Source organism: Salmonella sp. 32120201201600049SM (genome assembly GCF_017572835.1).
In the GTDB taxonomy this organism is placed as follows: domain Bacteria; phylum Pseudomonadota; class Gammaproteobacteria; order Enterobacterales; family Enterobacteriaceae; genus Salmonella; species Salmonella enterica.
Window position 1 is genome coordinate 128,003 of sequence record NZ_JAGESA010000009.1, and the last position, 16,663, is coordinate 144,665.

Here is a 16,663-nt window from a genome sequence, read left to right on the forward strand (position 1 = left end):
CCCGGGCCGCAGTGATATGGTTACACAGTGGCTAACGCTCTGGTATAACGCAGATAAACGGTATTGATAATGTCTCCGATCTCCTGTCACTCTTCCGCCGCCCCGGCGATGAAAAAGATCTTTTCCGTCAGCGATTTCATCGCGTTTGGCGAGCGTTATGGCATTGATTACCGCTTCCCTGCGTTACCGCAGTATACGCAGAGTAGTCCCGTACTTCATGGCGATATCGAAGAGATAGCGCTTCCCGGCGGGATTTGCATTACACGCTCGGATGTTCACGTGTTACAACCTTATGAAACCACCTCTCGCCATAGCAGTCCGCTGTATATGCTGGTGGTGCTGGAAGGTAACGTCGCGCTGGCTGTCAATGAGCAGACCTTTTTGTTGAGCGCGGGGATGGCGTTTTGCTCGCAACTGAGTGAGCAGCAGACGATACGCGCCCATCACGGCGCAGACAGTAAATTGCGCACCTTGTCGCTGGGAATGTACCCGGACGGCGGATGGCGGGAGCGTTTGCCTGTCTCGCTGGCAGACGAGTGGGAAAATAGCGCGGCCTCGGCGAGGGTCTGGCAGGTGCCGGAGTTTCTGCTTTCGGGGCTACGTTATGCGCAGCAGCCCGGACCTCATGCGGCGTCACGCCAGTTAATGCTGGAAGGCATCATGCTGCAATTACTGGGCTATGCGCTAAATCTATGTCAGCCCGCAACGCAAAAACGCGGGCTTCCCGTCACCGGTGAATATCAGCGGCTGGAGCTCATTCGGCGTTTACTGGAGCAGACGCCGGAAAAAGCCTACACGCTGAACGAACTGGCGCGTCGGGCGGCAATGAGTCCAAGTAGCCTGCGGTGCAAGTTTCGCCATGCCTATGGGTGTACCGTGTTTGATTATCTGCGCGATTGCCGCCTGGCGCGCGCGCGTCGTTATCTGATGGAGGGATACAGCGTGCAGCAGGCCGCCTGGATGTCAGGCTATCAACATGCCACAAACTTTGCGACGGCATTTCGTCGGCGTTATGGTTGCTCGCCCGGCGAGCTGCGTGACGCGTCTCTGACGGCGTCCCGCCACTGTGCGTAACGCGCCCCGCCAGAACGGTAATATCCGCCGCTAACCCGGTTTTCTGCCGCTTTGGGTGATGTTTTATCATTGCGCATAGGCAATCTGGCGTTACGCATAGTGGTCCGTTATCTATAAAAGGTAATAATTCTTATTTACAATAAAGATGCCTTTGGAGATGTTCATGTTTGCGACAACGCGTATGGCGCTATTGATAGGCGGAGCTATCGGCGGCGCGACTTTTCCTCTTTTTGCCCAGGAAACCACAAAAAATGATACGGTCATTGTCACCTCGCCCGTTCAGAGTGGCGCGACCAAGCTGGCGACGCCAGATATTGAAACGCCGCAGTCGGTATCCATTATTACCCGCCAGCAGTTTGAAGAGCAGGGCGCAACCAGCGTGCGTCAGGCGGTCAGCTACACCCCAGGCGTATACAGTAATCAGATAGGCGCCTCTAACCGCTTTGATTACATCGTATTGCGTGGTTTTTCGGACGGTAGTCTGGATAACGTCTATCTCGACGGGTTAAAAATGATGGGCGACACCAATTCGCACAGTTCGTTGGTGGTTGACCCCTGGTTTCTGGAAGATATCGAGGTGGTACGCGGCCCGGCGTCCGTTCTGTATGGACGTTCATCGCCAGGCGGCATTGTCGCGTTGACGTCGCGAAAACCGGCGTTTGATGCCGGGGGAGAGGTGAAGCTGTTTGCCGGCAATCACAACCAGCGCGGGGCGGCTTTTGATGTGACCGGCCCACTGGATGACAATGAACGTGTGGCGGCGCGTCTTAGCGGCATGACACGTTACGCCGATTCGCAGTTTACCCCCTTGAAAGAGGAACGTTATGCGCTGATGCCGAGCCTGACCTGGCGAATTACCGATCGGACGCGTCTTGATCTTATGGCCTATCTGCACCGTGATCCGGAAGGCGGTAGCCACTCCGGACTGCCTTATCAAGGCACGGTTGTACCTTATAACGGCGGAAAAATTTCTAACACTTTCTTTGAAGGTGAAGATGACTACGACAAATACGATCGCCGTGAAAATATGGTGGGTTATAACATTGAGCATCTGTTCGATAACGGCTGGTCGGTACGGCAAAAATTGCGCTATTTGCATACCAAAGTGACGTTGAATCAGGTCTATGCCGCAGGTTGGTTGAATGAAACGGCGCTGAATCGCGGCTATTCCGGCTCCGGGGAGAAAATGTCGGCTATCGCGCTGGATAATCAGCTCGACGGCAGCGTGGATACCGGGGCGATTAATCATCGTCTGCTGGTGGGGATCGATTATCAGGATCGCAGTAATCATACTACTGGCTATTATGGCGCGTTTCCGCCGATTGACGCTTTCAACCCTGTTTATGGCGCTCAGCCGGATTACATTACGTTGTATAGCCGTGAAAAACATAAGCTGCGGCAGACCGGATACTATTTACAGGATCAGATGTCATGGGATCGCTGGCGCTTTACGTTGGGCGGTCGTTACGATCGGGTCAGCGTGTCTAACATCGACAAACTTCATGATTCACGCAGCGATCTCGATAAAAACAACGTCAGCACCCGTGCCGCGTTGCTTTATCTGTTCGACAATGGCGTCGCCCCCTATCTCAGTTATTCTACCGCGTTTACGCCGACCAGCTTCGCCGACGAAAACGGCAATGTGCTGGAACCGATGAAAGGCAAGCAGTGGGAGGCGGGGGTAAAATACGAACCGCTGGGGGGGAACAGCCAGTTTAGCGCCGCCGTGTATCGTATTAACCAGACCAATATCGCGACCAAAGAAGAACCTACCGATCCGTACCGCTCGATTGGTGAAATTGAGTCTAAAGGGGGTGAACTGGAGGCCATTAGCCATTTGTCGGATAGCGTCCGTTTGCAGGCGGCGTATACCTATACTGATATCCGTTATAAGAAAAGTAGCCCGCAAGAGCAGGGTAAGCGCGCGGTTTATGCTCCACGGAACCAGGCCAGCGCCTGGCTAAGCTACGATGTGAAAAGCGGTCTGTTAGAGGGGCTGACTTTGGGCTCCGGCATCCGGTACGTCAACGGCGTGACCAGCGATCGCCTGAATACCCACACGTTGCCGTCCTATACACTGGTCGACATGGTAGTTGGGTATGATTTATCCAGCATTGGGTTAAATGGCTTGAGCGCCCAGCTCAACGTAAATAACCTGACGGACAAACGCTATGTCGCTGCCTGTAATTCGCTCTCTTATTGTTATTTTGGCGCCGAGCGTAGCATTGTAGGCAGCGTGTCATGGGCGTTTTGATAACGCTTATCGTCCGGTAGCAAAGGCTACCGGGCAAACATTAGCGGTGCGTCACGCCTTCATAGAGAAGTCTGAGCGCAAACATCCCGATAATGGCGCCGATAACACGGCTGGCAATGCGCTGTATTCGTCCATAAGCGCGGCGGACTGCGGGGAGCGAAAAGGCCTGGCTGAGAAAAATACGCCAGATAACGGATGACAGCACAATTCCGGCCCAGGCCATTAACCTTGCCCATGTGGGCGTTTCTGCGCTAAGCGTTACGGAAAAAATACTGATAAAAAACAGTACGGTTTGCGGATTGGATAAATCGGTCATTAATCCCCGGCGAAAGAAAATTGTCCACGGGGCGGCAATCGGCGTCTGGAGCGTGCTCATTTGCGGCGTCGCCTGGTGGCGAATACTGTTCCAGGCGAACCATAATAAATAGGCGCCGCCGACAATTTTGATAAGAGAAAATACCGCTTCGCATTGCGTAATGAGCGTCGCCAGACCGAAAAGCCCCAGCCCGGAATAAAAGGCGTCTCCCGTGGCGACGCCCAGGCCGGTGATGACTCCCGCCCGGCGTCCTGATGCGAGGCTGGTTTGCACTACCACAAACAGATTCGCGCCGGGATTAAAAAAGGTTAACACAAACAGACTGACGGTAAGCACAACGGCATGAAACGGCTCCATAGGCAACTCTTCTCTTAGCCTCAAGAAATAACCTTCATCTTATTAATAGTCAAACCAGATGATTGCGAGTGAGATCACAAAGCAGGGGCGTTTTAATCCGCGTTGTTACGCCGACAGAGCGGGGGCTGACTGGATTTTTCCAGCAATCTACACTACTTATTTAATCAGTCCGAACGGCCTTTTTGTTCTGATAAAGCGATGATGGCGTAATAATAAAACGAGGGTTTTGCTATGAAAACTGGCTACAAGGTTATGCTTGGCGCATTAGCGTTTGTCGTGACAAACGTTTATGCCGCAGAAATCATGAAAAAAACGGACTTTGATAAAGTCGCCTCCGAATACACGAAAATTGGCACGATTTCCACCACCGGGGAAATGTCGCCGCTGGACGCCAGAGAAGATTTAATCAAAAAGGCGGATGAAAAAGGGGCGGATGTGGTGGTGCTGACGTCCGGGCAGACAGAAAATAAAATTCATGGTACGGCTGATATTTATAAAAAGAAATAAAAGCGTTGCATCATAAAAATACCCGCCTGGGTTTCCGGCGGGTATTTTTATTCCTGGCAACCGTCATCCGTTTTGCCGGATGACGGCCTGCAGTAAACGTAGCGCCATCAGGCATTCAGGACGCTGTCATTTGTCTTAATTACCCGACTGGTCTTTGGCACCTGCTTTTAAACGACGCCACAGAGTGGTGCGGCTAATCCCCAGATAACGTGCCGCCGCGGTCTTATCGCCCTTAAAGCGCGCCAGTACATCCTGTAACGTGTGCGCATCCACGGTTGAAGGCGTCAGCTCTGCTGTGTTCACCATAAGCTCAGGTAATAACTGCCGCATAAATTGCCTGTCCAGCGTTGGCGCGGGATCGACGCTTAAAAAAAGCGCCAGGCGCTCCATCATATTACGCAGTTCGCGAATATTACCGGGCCAGCGCCAGGCCAGCAAAAGCGGCTGACACTGTGTCAATCCATGACGTATCGATTCGGTAAACGGAATTTCCATCGCCGCCAGCGACTGTTTTAAAAAGCTTTCCGCCAGCGGCAAAATATCAGCCTGCCGCTCGCGCAAAGGAGGAAGCGTCAGACGCAGAATACTCAGGCGATAAAAGAGATCGGGGCGAAAACGTCCTTGCATTATCTCCCGATCCAGATCGCAATGCGTAGCGCTGATCACCCGGACCTCCACCGGGATCGGGTGGTGTCCGCCGACGCGAGTGACGGCTTTTTCCTCCAGTACGCGCAAAAGTCGGGTTTGTAACGGCAAGGGCATTTCGCCGATTTCATCCAGAAACAGCGTGCCGCCGTGTGCGATTTCAAACAGCCCCGCCCGGCCTCCTCGTCGTGAACCGGTAAACGCGCCCTCTTCATAACCAAACAGTTCCGCTTCCAGCAACGACTCGGTAATCGCGCCGCAATTGACGGCGACAAAGGGAGGGGATGGCTTATTCTGACGGTGAGGCTGGCGGTGAAAAAACGTCTGGTGAATCGCCTGCGCCGCCAGCTCTTTTCCGGTCCCTGTTTCCCCCTGAATCAGCACTGCCGCACGGGAGCGGGCATAGAGCGTAATCGTCTGGCGGAGCTGCTCCATTTGCGGCGACTGGCCGCGTATATCGCCCAGTTCATACCGGGTTTGTAATCCCTTGCCGGATGAGTAATCCACGCGCTGGCGCCGTGTCAGACGGGTCATATCCAGCGCATCATGAAAAGCCTGACGAACGGTCGCCGCGGAATAAATAAAGATGGCGGTCATTCCTGCCTCTTCCGCCAGATCGGTAATTAATCCCGCGCCGACGACGGCCTCAATACCGTTGGCCTTAAGTTCGTTAATTTGCCCGCGCGCGTCCTCTTCGGTGACATAGCTTCGCTGTTCAAGACGGAGGTGAAACGTTTTCTGAAAGGCAAGTAAAGCCGGAATGGTCTCCTGATAGGTCACGATACTGATAGACGAGGTGAGCTTTCCCGCTTTCGCCAGCGCCTGTAATACATCGAATCCGCTGGGCTTGATGAGGATCACCGGTATTGACAGGCGACTTTTTAAATAGGCCCCGTTCGAACCCGCCGCGATAATCGCGTCGCAGCGCTCGGTCGCCAGTTTTTTGCGAATGTAGGTCACCGCCTTTTCAAAGCCGAGTTGAATAGGCGTGATGGTCGCCAGATGATCGAATTCCAGGCTGATATCCCGAAACAGTTCGAACAGACGCGTTACGGAGACCGTCCAGATCACCGGTTTATCGCTATTATCGCGCGGAGCGCTGTGAGCAGTCGTCATCGCAGTAGGTTCATCTTTAAGGGGCGATTTTTTGTTTTAAACGTGTTTCATAAATGTTGCAATGAAACGGAGCGATTCGTTTCATGAAACGTTAGCTGACACGTTTTTCTTTTCCCTTAATCGCGCTTATTCATAACAGGCATTACTGTAATTACCTGTTTTTAAATCTCATTGTATTTAATTTTCTCGCAGCCTCTTTGCCTGGCATAGCCTTTGCTTTGGTGAATACATTCTGAGTAACAATTTACTAACATGAGGACGAGATATGTCTTTACATTCGCCGGGGCAGGCATTTCGCGCCGCGCTCGCTAAAGAGAATCCATTACAAATTGTCGGCGCTATTAATGCCAACCATGCTCTGTTGGCCCAACGGGCCGGGTATCAGGCTATCTATCTTTCTGGCGGCGGCGTAGCGGCGGGCTCGCTCGGACTGCCGGACCTGGGGATTTCTACGCTGGATGATGTGTTAACCGATATCCGGCGCATCACGGATGTTTGCCCGCTGCCGCTGTTGGTGGATGCGGATATTGGCTTTGGTTCCTCCGCCTTTAATGTCGCGCGGACGGTAAAGTCCATAGCCAAAGCGGGCGCCGCCGCGCTGCATATTGAAGACCAGGTTGGCGCTAAGCGCTGTGGACACCGTCCAAACAAAGCGATCGTCTCGAAAGAGGAGATGGTAGACCGAATTCGGGCGGCAGTGGATGCGCGCACCGATCCGAACTTTGTGATCATGGCGCGTACCGATGCGCTGGCGGTGGAAGGGCTGGAGGCGGCTCTCGATCGCGCGCAGGCTTACGTGGACGCGGGGGCTGACATGCTGTTCCCGGAGGCGATCACCGAACTGTCGATGTACCGCCAGTTCGCCGACGTGGCGCAGGTGCCGATCCTCGCCAACATCACTGAGTTTGGCGCGACGCCGCTGTTTACGACCGACGAGTTGCGCAGCGCGCACGTGGCGATGGCGCTCTATCCGCTGTCGGCGTTTCGCGCCATGAACCGCGCCGCAGAAAAAGTCTATACCGTGCTGCGCCAGGAAGGGACGCAAAAGAACGTGATCGACATCATGCAGACCCGCAACGAGCTGTACGAAAGCATCAATTACTACCAGTTCGAAGAGAAGCTGGACGCGCTGTACAGGAATAAAAAATCGTAGCCTGTAGGCCTGATAAGGCGAAGCCGCCATCAGGCAATGCCGGATGGCACTACGTTTAACCCGCCTACGGTACGGCCTACACGCCTCAATACCCTACACATTACAATAATGACGAGGACAATATGACAGACACGACGATCCTGCAAAACAACACGCATGTCATTAAGCCTAAAAAATCGGTCGCGCTTTCCGGCGTACCTGCCGGAAATACCGCTCTGTGTACCGTGGGAAAAAGCGGTAACGATCTGCACTATCGCGGTTACGACATTCTCGATCTGGCGGAGCACTGCGAATTTGAAGAAGTCGCGCATTTACTGATCCACGGAAAATTACCGACCCGCGACGAGCTGAACGCGTATAAAAGCAAGTTAAAAGCGCTGCGCGGATTACCCGCCAATGTCCGTACCGTTCTGGAAGCGTTACCGGCGGCCTCGCACCCGATGGACGTGATGCGTACCGGCGTTTCCGCGCTGGGCTGCACCCTGCCGGAAAAAGAGGCACATACCGTCTCCGGCGCGCGCGATATTGCCGATAAGCTGTTGGCCTCGCTCAGCTCTATCCTTCTTTACTGGTATCACTACAGCCACAACGGCGAACGTATTCAGCCGGAAACCGACGATGATTCCATCGGCGGCCATTTCCTGCATCTGCTGCACGGTGAAAAGCCAACCCAAAGCTGGGAAAAGGCGATGCATATTTCGCTGGTGCTGTATGCCGAGCATGAGTTCAACGCCTCGACGTTTACCAGCCGGGTGATTGCCGGAACCGGCTCGGATGTCTACTCCGCGATTATCGGCGCGATTGGCGCGCTGCGCGGCCCGAAACACGGCGGGGCGAATGAGGTGTCGCTGGAAATTCAACAGCGTTATGAAACGCCGGACGAGGCAGAGGCGGATATCCGTAAACGCGTGGAAAACAAAGAGGTGGTGATTGGCTTTGGACATCCGGTTTACACCATCGCCGACCCGCGCCATCAGGTGATCAAACGGGTGGCGAAACAGCTTTCAGAAGAAGGCGGCTCGCTGAAGATGTACCACATCGCCGACCGTCTGGAAACGGTGATGTGGGAGACCAAAAAGATGTTCCCGAATCTCGACTGGTTTTCGGCGGTCTCCTACAACATGATGGGCGTCCCTACCGAAATGTTCACCCCGCTGTTTGTCATCGCCCGCGTTACCGGCTGGGCGGCGCACATTATTGAACAGCGTCAGGACAACAAAATTATTCGTCCCTCTGCCAACTATACCGGGCCGGAAGATCGTCCGTTTGTCTCGATAGACGATCGTTGCTAACTCACTCTTATTAAAAATAAAACGCAGGAAACGTACCCTATGTCTACCCAAGAACTGAACATCCGCCCAGACTTTGACCGTGAAATCGTTGATATCGTTGATTACGTTATGAATTACGACATCACCTCAAAGGTGGCGTACGACACCGCGCATTACTGCCTGCTCGACACGCTCGGCTGTGGTCTGGAAGCGCTGGAATACCCGGCCTGTAAAAAATTGCTTGGGCCAATCGTGCCAGGCACGGTGGTGCCCAACGGCGCACGCGTGCCGGGCACCCAGTTCCAGCTCGATCCGGTACAGGCAGCTTTTAACATTGGCGCGATGATCCGCTGGCTCGATTTTAACGATACCTGGCTTGCCGCCGAGTGGGGCCATCCTTCTGATAACCTCGGCGGTATTCTGGCGATTGCGGACTGGCTGTCACGCAACGCCGTCGCCGCCGGCAAAGCGCCGCTGACCATGAAACAGGTATTGAGCGGGATGATCAAAGCCCATGAAATTCAGGGTTGCATCGCGCTGGAAAACGCCTTCAACCGTGTCGGGCTTGACCATGTGCTGCTGGTGAAAGTGGCCTCGACTGCGGTGGTCGCTGAAATGCTGGGGCTGACGCGCGATGAGATCCTTAACGCGGTATCGTTGGCGTGGGTGGATGGGCAGTCGTTGCGCACTTATCGTCATGCGCCGAATACCGGTACGCGCAAATCCTGGGCGGCGGGCGATGCGACTTCGCGCGCGGTACGTCTGGCGCTGATGGCGAAAACCGGCGAGATGGGTTATCCCTCGGCGCTCACCGCCAAAACCTGGGGCTTCTACGACGTTTCATTCAAAGGTGAAACGTTCCGTTTCCAGCGTCCTTACGGCTCCTACGTGATGGAAAACGTGCTATTCAAAATTTCTTTCCCGGCAGAATTCCACTCGCAAACCGCCGTCGAAGCGGCGATGACGCTGTATGAGCAGATGCAGGCCGCGGGTAAAACGGCAGCGGATATCGAGAAAGTGACCATCCGCACCCACGAAGCCTGTCTCCGCATTATCGATAAAAAAGGCCCGCTCAATAACCCGGCGGACCGCGATCACTGTATCCAGTATATGGTCGCCGTGCCGTTGCTGTTCGGGCGGTTAACCGCGGCGGATTATGAAGACGAGGTGGCGCAGGACAAGCGTATTGACGCCCTGCGCGAGAAGATCGTGTGTTATGAGGACCCGGCTTTTACCGCCGACTATCACGACCCGGAAAAACGTGCTATCGGCAATGCGATCACCGTGGAGTTTACTGATGGCTCACGCTTTGGCGAGGTTGTCGTGGAGTATCCGATTGGTCATGCGCGTCGCCGCGCCGACGGTATTCCGAAGCTTATCGAAAAATTTAAAATTAACCTGGCGCGTCAGTTCCCGACTCGCCAGCAGCAACGCATTCTGGATGTCTCCCTGGACAGAGCCCGCCTGGAGCAGATGCCGGTTAACGAATACCTCGATTTATATGTCATCTGAGCCAGCCAGCAGTAAGGCGTAAGTTCAACAGGAGAGCGTGATGTCTTTTAGCGAATTTTATCAGCGTTCCATTAACGAACCGGAGGCGTTCTGGGCCGAGCAGGCCCGGCGTATCGACTGGCGACAGCCGTTTACGCAGACGCTGGATCATAGCCGTCCACCGTTTGCCCGCTGGTTTTGCGGCGGCACCACTAACTTATGTCATAACGCCGTTGACCGCTGGCGGGATAAGCAGCCGGAGGCGCTGGCGCTGATTGCCGTCTCATCAGAGACCGATGAAGAGCGCACATTTACCTTCAGCCAGTTGCATGATGAAGTCAACGCTGTGGCCGCCATGCTGCTGTCGCTGGGCGTGCAGCGTGGCGATCGCGTATTGGTCTATATGCCGATGATTGCCGAAGCGCAGATAACCCTGCTGGCCTGTGCGCGCATTGGCGCGATCCATTCGGTGGTCTTTGGCGGTTTTGCCTCGCACAGCGTGGCGGCGCGCATTGACGATGCCAGACCGGCGCTGATTGTGTCGGCGGATGCTGGAGCGCGGGGCGGTAAAATCCTGCCGTATAAAAAGCTGCTTGATGACGCTATTGCGCAGGCGCAGCATCAGCCGAAACACGTTCTGCTGGTGGACAGAGGGCTGGCGAAAATGGCGTGGGTGGATGGGCGCGATCTGGATTTTGCCACGTTGCGCCAGCAGCATCTCGGTGCGAGCGTGCCGGTGGCGTGGCTGGAATCCAATGAAACCTCGTGCATTCTTTACACCTCCGGCACTACCGGCAAACCGAAAGGCGTCCAGCGCGACGTCGGCGGTTATGCGGTGGCGCTGGCAACCTCGATGGACACCATTTTTGGCGGCAAGGCGGGCGGCGTATTCTTTTGCGCATCGGATATCGGCTGGGTCGTCGGCCACTCCTATATCGTTTACGCGCCGTTGCTGGCAGGCATGGCGACTATTGTTTACGAAGGACTGCCGACGTACCCGGACTGCGGGGTCTGGTGGAAAATTGTCGAGAAATACCAGGTTAACCGGATGTTTTCCGCCCCGACCGCGATTCGCGTGCTGAAAAAATTCCCGACGGCGCAAATCCGCAATCACGATCTCTCCTCGCTGGAGGCGCTTTATCTGGCCGGTGAGCCGCTGGACGAGCCGACGGCCAGTTGGGTGACGGAGACGCTGGGTGTGCCGGTTATCGACAATTATTGGCAGACGGAGTCCGGCTGGCCGATCATGGCGCTGGCCCGCGCGCTGGACGACAGGCCGTCGCGTCTGGGAAGTCCCGGCGTGCCGATGTACGGTTATAACGTCCAGCTACTCAATGAAGTCACCGGCGAACCTTGCGGCATAAATGAAAAGGGGATGCTGGTGATCGAAGGGCCGCTGCCGCCGGGCTGTATTCAGACTATTTGGGGCGACGATGCGCGTTTTGTGAAGACTTACTGGTCGCTGTTTAACCGTCAGGTTTATGCCACTTTCGACTGGGGAATCCGCGACGCCGAGGGGTATTACTTTATTCTGGGCCGTACCGATGATGTGATTAATATTGCGGGTCATCGGCTGGGGACGCGAGAAATAGAAGAAAGTATCTCCAGCTACCCGAACGTAGCGGAAGTGGCGGTAGTGGGGATAAAAGACGCTCTGAAAGGGCAGGTAGCAGTGGCGTTTGTCATTCCGAAGCAGAGCGATACGCTGGCGGATCGCGAGGCGGCGCGCGACGAGGAAAACGCGATTATGGCGCTGGTGGACAACCAGATCGGTCACTTTGGTCGTCCGGCGCATGTCTGGTTTGTCTCGCAGCTCCCCAAAACGCGTTCCGGAAAGATGCTTCGCCGCACGATCCAGGCGATCTGCGAAGGCCGCGATCCGGGCGATCTGACAACCATTGACGATCCCGCGTCGTTGCAGCAAATTCGCCAGGCGATCGAGGAATAGCCGTAAGCCGGATAAGCCGTGTTCGGCAACGGGTCAGGCTCAGCGACTGAATAGTGGGGTGTAAAGTCGGGAAAGGGCGGCAGCGCGCCGCCCTGTAACAGAATTAACGCAGAATATTTTTCTCAGCCAGATCCAGCGCGAAGTAACTGAAAATCAAATCGGCGCCGGCGCGTTTAATCGAGCCCAGACTTTCCAGCACGACCTTTTCTTCATCGATGGCGCCAGCCATAGCAGCAAATTTAATCATGGCGTATTCACCGCTCACCTGGTAAGCGCCAAGCGGCAACTCTGTGCGTTCGCGGATTTCACGCAGCACGTCCAGATACGCGCCGGCCGGTTTCACCATTAAGCAATCCGCGCCCTGGGCTTCGTCGAGCAGTGATTCACGAATCGCTTCACGGCGGTTCATCGGATTCATTTGATACGTTTTGCGGTCGCCTTTTAACGCGGTACCCGCTGCTTCACGGAAGGGGCCGTAGAAAGAAGAGGCGAACTTAGTGGAGTAGGACATTATTGCCGTATCGGTAAAACCGGCGGCATCCAGCGCCTGGCGGATAGCCTGGACTTGTCCATCCATGGCTGCGGAGGGCGCAATAAAATCTGCTCCAGCCGCCGCCGCGATAACGGCCTGCTTGCCGAGGTTGGCCAGCGTCGCATCGTTATCCACTCCGTGTTCGCACAACACGCCGCAGTGGCCGTGCGAGGTGTATTCGCAGAAGCAGGTGTCGGACATGACGATCATCTCCGGCACGGTTTGCTTACAGATGCGGGACATTCTTGCCACCAGTCCGTCTTCTTTCCAGGTATCGCTGCCGGTGTCATCAGTATGGTGAGAAATGCCGAAGGTCATAACGGAACGAATGCCAGCATTTGCGATACGTTCAATCTCTCGCGCCAGTTGCTTTTCCGGGATACGCATTACGCCGGGCATGGCATCAATAGCTTTGTAATCGTCGAGTTCTTCTTCAACAAAGATCGGCAACACCAGGTCGTTCAGGCTAAGTGTTGTCTCTTCAAACATAGCGCGCAGCGCAGCGGATTTGCGCAGGCGGCGAGGGCGATGGATAAGGTCTGTCATGGTCTGCCTGATGTTTGTGGAATCGAAGGCCCAGTATACCTGAATCTGCAGGCAGATGTTTTACGAAAACGGTCCTTAACGTAGCAGGCGCAGCCCCAGCGGCAGCAGAACATGACGCTTCCTTTATATACCGAAGATTAATACCTCAGGCACTATATCATTTTAAATAAGAATTAGTTTTACGTTGTTTTTAGTTTTATTTCATCGTCATTTAAGTAAATGTGGGTTTCAACATTATTCATGTTTATTTTGTTTTTCTTTAATCCATATTTATCTTATATGTGTTTTGTTTTTTTATTTTCTTGTAAGGCCATGAAAAAGAATGCTTTTCAATTATAAATTTTCCTTTTATTACGTCCTTTTAATTCATGTCCGAATCCGGACTGAGGATAAAGAATAATTGAACCTTTTAGCAATGACGCCGCATAATCCTTCTTGCTAAACATCTCTATGTTTTTATGCATTGATAATTGATGGATCAACTATATTACGTCCCTGAGGAGGGATGACAAATGCACTCCTGGAAAAAGAAACTTGTAGTCTCACAATTAGCATTGGCTTGCACTCTGGCAATCACTTCTCAGGCGAATGCTACTACATATGATACTTTTGGGTACCATGACGATGCAGCCACTGTTTTTGGCTGGGATAATACCAACGATCATGACTATCTAACTTATGGTGGTTATGTCTACAACACCCCAGCTAGTGATAGCGGCTATTTTGATACAAAATTTACTGGTGACACTGTAAATGGCGTCATTTCAACTTTTTATCTGAATCATGATTACGCCAATGATACTGCGAATACATTGGATGTTACCAACTCAACCATTCATGGTATGATTACTTCTTACCAGATTGGCTACGGTCAATATGTTTGGACTAACGGTAGTGATTATACGACCCATGATTGGGTTGATGATGATACTTTTAATCTAAACATTTCTAATTCTACAATCGATGATGACTTTGAGGCGTTTTACTTCACTGATACCTATCTCGATTCTGATGGAAAAACAGTCAAAACCGATTATGACAAATTGGTTACTGCTGGTTTAGGCACTGCTATAACCCTTGATGTTGAAAGTAATATTAATATTACTAACAATTCTCATGTGGCTGGTATTGCTCTTTACCAAAAAGATCTTGGCAATTCAACATATACAACCGAAGCACATCAGTGGGATAACACTATTAACGTAGCGAATTCAACTGTAACTTCAGGTTCTTGGTCCGAAGATGAAGAACAAGGCCATTTTGGCAATTCAAGTGAACCAAGCGATTATAATGGCAATGGTTGGAATAAAGATGATGTTGCTTTAGCTTTTGTTGACGATCCTTATTCAAATTACCGTATGGTAAACAACGTTACGTTTACCGACTCGCAGTTACTGGGGGATGTCGTCCTTCAGAGCTCCTGGAATTATAATTTCTATTCTGACGGCCGTTTAGTCGATGATTCCACTACCGTCTATACGAATGGTGGTTGGGCAGATGATGATCAAAACGTTGATCACCTGACATTGACCCTGAATAACACTAAATGGGTTGGTGCGGCGTTTAATGATTCACAGTCAATGGATCCAGTGCAATTCTATGATGTTGATGCCAATAGCTTAGATCCAGACTCGACTAATTATGATGCCTGGGGACGTGTTAATAGTGCTGCTTCCTTCCAGAGCGGTATCTTTGACGTCAGCTTGAATAATGGATCTGAGTGGGATACCACAAAAACATCTGTAATAGATACCTTAGCAGTAAATAGCGGCTCTCAGGTTGATGTTGCTAATGGCTCCAGTTTAACCGCTGATACCATTACTCTAAACGGTGGTTCAGCTATGAACATCGGGGAAGGTGGCTACGTTGATACTGATCACCTGACCGTTGATACTTTCAGTACAGTTACTTTGGCTGATGATGTCAGCAGTGCATGGAGTGATGATGCACTGTACGCTAATACTATTACCGTAACTCACGGTGGTATGTTAGATATTCAAACCAACAATACAAACGCAGATAGCGTCATTGATACTGATACGTTAGAACTGACTAGCAGTAACGTTGCGGATAATAATGGCAATGTTTATGCTGGTGTGCTCAACATTCATAGCAATGACTATACCCTAAATGCCGATTTGGTGAACGACCGTACCTGGGATACTACTCAGGCTAACTACGGTTACGGCGTTGTTGCGATGAACTCTGACGGTCACCTGACTATCAATGGTAACGGCGATATCAACAATGGTGACGAGGCTGATGCAAGTAGCACCACTGACAACGTTGTAGCCGCAACTGGTAACTATAAAGTGCGCATCGACAACGCTACTGGTGCCGGTTCTGTTGCGGATTACAAAGGCAACGAGCTGATTTATGTCAATGACATAAACACCGACGCGACCTTCTCTGCAGCAAACAAAGCTGACCTGGGTGCTTACACCTATCAGGCTAAGCAGGAAGGCAACACTGTCGTGCTGGAACAGATGGAACTGACCGACTACGCTAACATGGCGCTGAGCATTCCTTCTGCGAACACCAATATCTGGAACCTGGAACAAGACACCGTTGGTACTCGTCTGACCAACGCTCGTCATGGCCTGGCGGATAACGGCGGCGCATGGGTAAGCTACTTCGGCGGTAACTTCAACGGCGACAACGGCACCATTAACTACGATCAGGATGTTAATGGCATCATGGTCGGTGTTGATACCAAAGTTGATGGTAACAACGCTAAGTGGATCGTTGGTGCGGCAGCAGGCTTCGCGAAAGGCGATCTGAGCGATCGTACCGGTCAGGTGGATCAGGACAGCCAGTCTGCCTACATCTACTCTTCCGCTCGTTTCGCAAACAACATCTTTGTTGACGGTAACTTGAGCTACTCTCACTTCAACAACGATTTGTCTGCTAACATGAGCGACGGTACTTACGTTGACGGCAACACCTCTTCTGACGCCTGGGGCTTCGGCTTGAAACTGGGTTATGATCTGAAGCTGGGTGATGCAGGCTACGTAACGCCTTACGGCAGCGTATCCGGTCTGTTCCAGTCTGGCGATGACTACCAGCTGAGCAACGACATGAAAGTTGACGGTCAGTCTTACGACAGCATGCGTTATGAACTCGGTGTAGATGCAGGTTATACCTTCACTTACAGCGAAGATCAGGCGCTGACCCCGTACTTCAAACTGGCTTACGTTTACGACGACTCCAACAACGATGCTGACGTAAACGGCGACTCTATCGACAACGGCGTAGAAGGTTCTGCGGTACGTGTTGGTCTGGGTACTCAGTTCAGCTTCACGAAGAACTTCAGCGCCTACACCGATGCTAACTACCTCGGCGGCGGTGATGTTGATCAAGACTGGTCTGCAAACGTTGGTGTTAAATATACCTGGTAATCATTTTCTCTCAGGAGAAATAAAGGTAATTTAAACTGAAAAATGCCCGTCAAGG

General features: G+C 52.6%; 11 protein-coding genes. 8 read left to right on the plus strand and 3 right to left on the minus strand.

Annotated elements, in window-relative coordinates; genetic code table 11:
* The first annotated feature begins 69 nt into the window (after positions 1 to 69).
* Both foxR and foxA read left to right on the plus strand, forming a co-directional pair.
* Positions 70 to 1,074, plus strand: a complete 1,005-nt coding sequence (foxR, locus tag J4650_RS17360; RefSeq protein WP_000074601.1) for a ferrioxamine uptake transcriptional regulator FoxR — start codon at positions 70 to 72, stop codon at positions 1,072 to 1,074.
* A gap of 145 nt (positions 1,075 to 1,219) precedes the next feature.
* The gene (foxA, locus tag J4650_RS17365; RefSeq protein ID WP_124234994.1) at positions 1,220 to 3,328 is read left to right on the plus strand and encodes a ferrioxamine B receptor FoxA; all 2,109 of its coding nucleotides are present in this window, start codon (positions 1,220 to 1,222) and stop codon (positions 3,326 to 3,328) included.
* Between the two features lie 40 nt (positions 3,329 to 3,368).
* Here foxA and J4650_RS17370 read toward each other — a convergent pair whose 3' ends face one another.
* Entirely contained in the window at positions 3,369 to 4,001 is a 633-nt protein-coding gene (locus J4650_RS17370; RefSeq protein ID WP_000433131.1) for a LysE family transporter, read from the minus strand.
* Positions 4,002 to 4,232: 231 nt separating this feature from the next.
* Here J4650_RS17370 and yahO point away from each other — a divergent pair, with 231 nt between their 5' ends.
* Positions 4,233 to 4,508: a DUF1471 family periplasmic protein YahO gene (yahO, locus tag J4650_RS17375; protein ID WP_000848026.1), complete on the plus strand. Its 276-nt coding sequence runs from the start codon at positions 4,233 to 4,235 to the stop codon at positions 4,506 to 4,508.
* A 135-nt stretch (positions 4,509 to 4,643) separates the two neighbouring features.
* Here yahO and prpR read toward each other — a convergent pair whose 3' ends face one another.
* Positions 4,644 to 6,269 (minus strand): propionate catabolism operon regulatory protein PrpR, encoded by a 1,626-nt coding sequence (prpR, locus tag J4650_RS17380; protein WP_124234995.1) that lies wholly within the window; start codon positions 6,267 to 6,269, stop codon positions 4,644 to 4,646.
* 265 nt (positions 6,270 to 6,534) lie between these two features.
* On the opposite strand from prpR, the gene prpB reads away from it, so the two are divergent.
* From prpB to prpE, 4 genes are all read left to right on the plus strand, one after another.
* Positions 6,535 to 7,422, plus strand: a complete 888-nt coding sequence (gene prpB / locus J4650_RS17385) for a methylisocitrate lyase (RefSeq protein ID WP_000052221.1) — start codon at positions 6,535 to 6,537, stop codon at positions 7,420 to 7,422.
* Positions 7,423 to 7,544: 122 nt separating this feature from the next.
* Entirely contained in the window at positions 7,545 to 8,714 is a 1,170-nt protein-coding gene (gene prpC / locus J4650_RS17390) for a 2-methylcitrate synthase (RefSeq protein WP_000132746.1), read from the plus strand.
* Between the two features lie 39 nt (positions 8,715 to 8,753).
* Positions 8,754 to 10,205 carry a bifunctional 2-methylcitrate dehydratase/aconitate hydratase gene (locus J4650_RS17395; RefSeq protein ID WP_000107067.1) on the plus strand — a complete coding sequence of 484 codons (1,452 nt, stop codon included), beginning with the start codon at positions 8,754 to 8,756 and terminating at the stop codon, positions 10,203 to 10,205.
* 40 nt (positions 10,206 to 10,245) lie between these two features.
* Positions 10,246 to 12,132, plus strand: a complete 1,887-nt coding sequence (gene prpE / locus J4650_RS17400; protein ID WP_000010220.1) for a propionate--CoA ligase — start codon at positions 10,246 to 10,248, stop codon at positions 12,130 to 12,132.
* A gap of 103 nt (positions 12,133 to 12,235) precedes the next feature.
* Here the strand turns inward: prpE and hemB are convergent, their stop codons facing one another.
* On the minus strand, positions 12,236 to 13,210 hold the full coding sequence (gene hemB / locus J4650_RS17405; RefSeq protein WP_000130724.1) for a porphobilinogen synthase: 975 nt from the start codon (positions 13,208 to 13,210) through the stop codon (positions 12,236 to 12,238).
* Between the two features lie 512 nt (positions 13,211 to 13,722).
* Between hemB and J4650_RS17410 the strand changes: the two genes are divergently transcribed.
* Complete coding sequence (locus J4650_RS17410) at positions 13,723 to 16,608, plus strand: autotransporter outer membrane beta-barrel domain-containing protein (protein WP_023993790.1); 2,886 nt, start codon at positions 13,723 to 13,725, stop codon at positions 16,606 to 16,608.
* Positions 16,609 to 16,663: the final 55 nt, after the last annotated feature.

Bases quoted from the DNA above. Each gene is read 5' to 3' on its own strand.
- hemB (WP_000130724.1), bottom strand. From the start codon at position 13,210: ATGACAGACCTTATCCATCGCCCTCGCCGCCTGCGCAAATCCGCTGCG.
- J4650_RS17410 (WP_023993790.1), top strand. From the start codon at position 13,723: ATGCACTCCTGGAAAAAGAAACTTGTAGTCTCACAATTAGCATTGGCT.
- prpB (WP_000052221.1), top strand. From the start codon at position 6,535: ATGTCTTTACATTCGCCGGGGCAGGCATTTCGCGCCGCGCTCGCTAAA.
- foxA (WP_124234994.1), top strand. From the start codon at position 1,220: ATGCCTTTGGAGATGTTCATGTTTGCGACAACGCGTATGGCGCTATTG.
- J4650_RS17370 (WP_000433131.1), bottom strand. From the start codon at position 4,001: ATGGAGCCGTTTCATGCCGTTGTGCTTACCGTCAGTCTGTTTGTGTTA.
- yahO (WP_000848026.1), top strand. From the start codon at position 4,233: ATGAAAACTGGCTACAAGGTTATGCTTGGCGCATTAGCGTTTGTCGTG.
- prpR (WP_124234995.1), bottom strand. From the start codon at position 6,269: ATGACGACTGCTCACAGCGCTCCGCGCGATAATAGCGATAAACCGGTG.
- prpC (WP_000132746.1), top strand. From the start codon at position 7,545: ATGACAGACACGACGATCCTGCAAAACAACACGCATGTCATTAAGCCT.
- prpE (WP_000010220.1), top strand. From the start codon at position 10,246: ATGTCTTTTAGCGAATTTTATCAGCGTTCCATTAACGAACCGGAGGCG.
- J4650_RS17395 (WP_000107067.1), top strand. From the start codon at position 8,754: ATGTCTACCCAAGAACTGAACATCCGCCCAGACTTTGACCGTGAAATC.
- foxR (WP_000074601.1), top strand. From the start codon at position 70: ATGTCTCCGATCTCCTGTCACTCTTCCGCCGCCCCGGCGATGAAAAAG.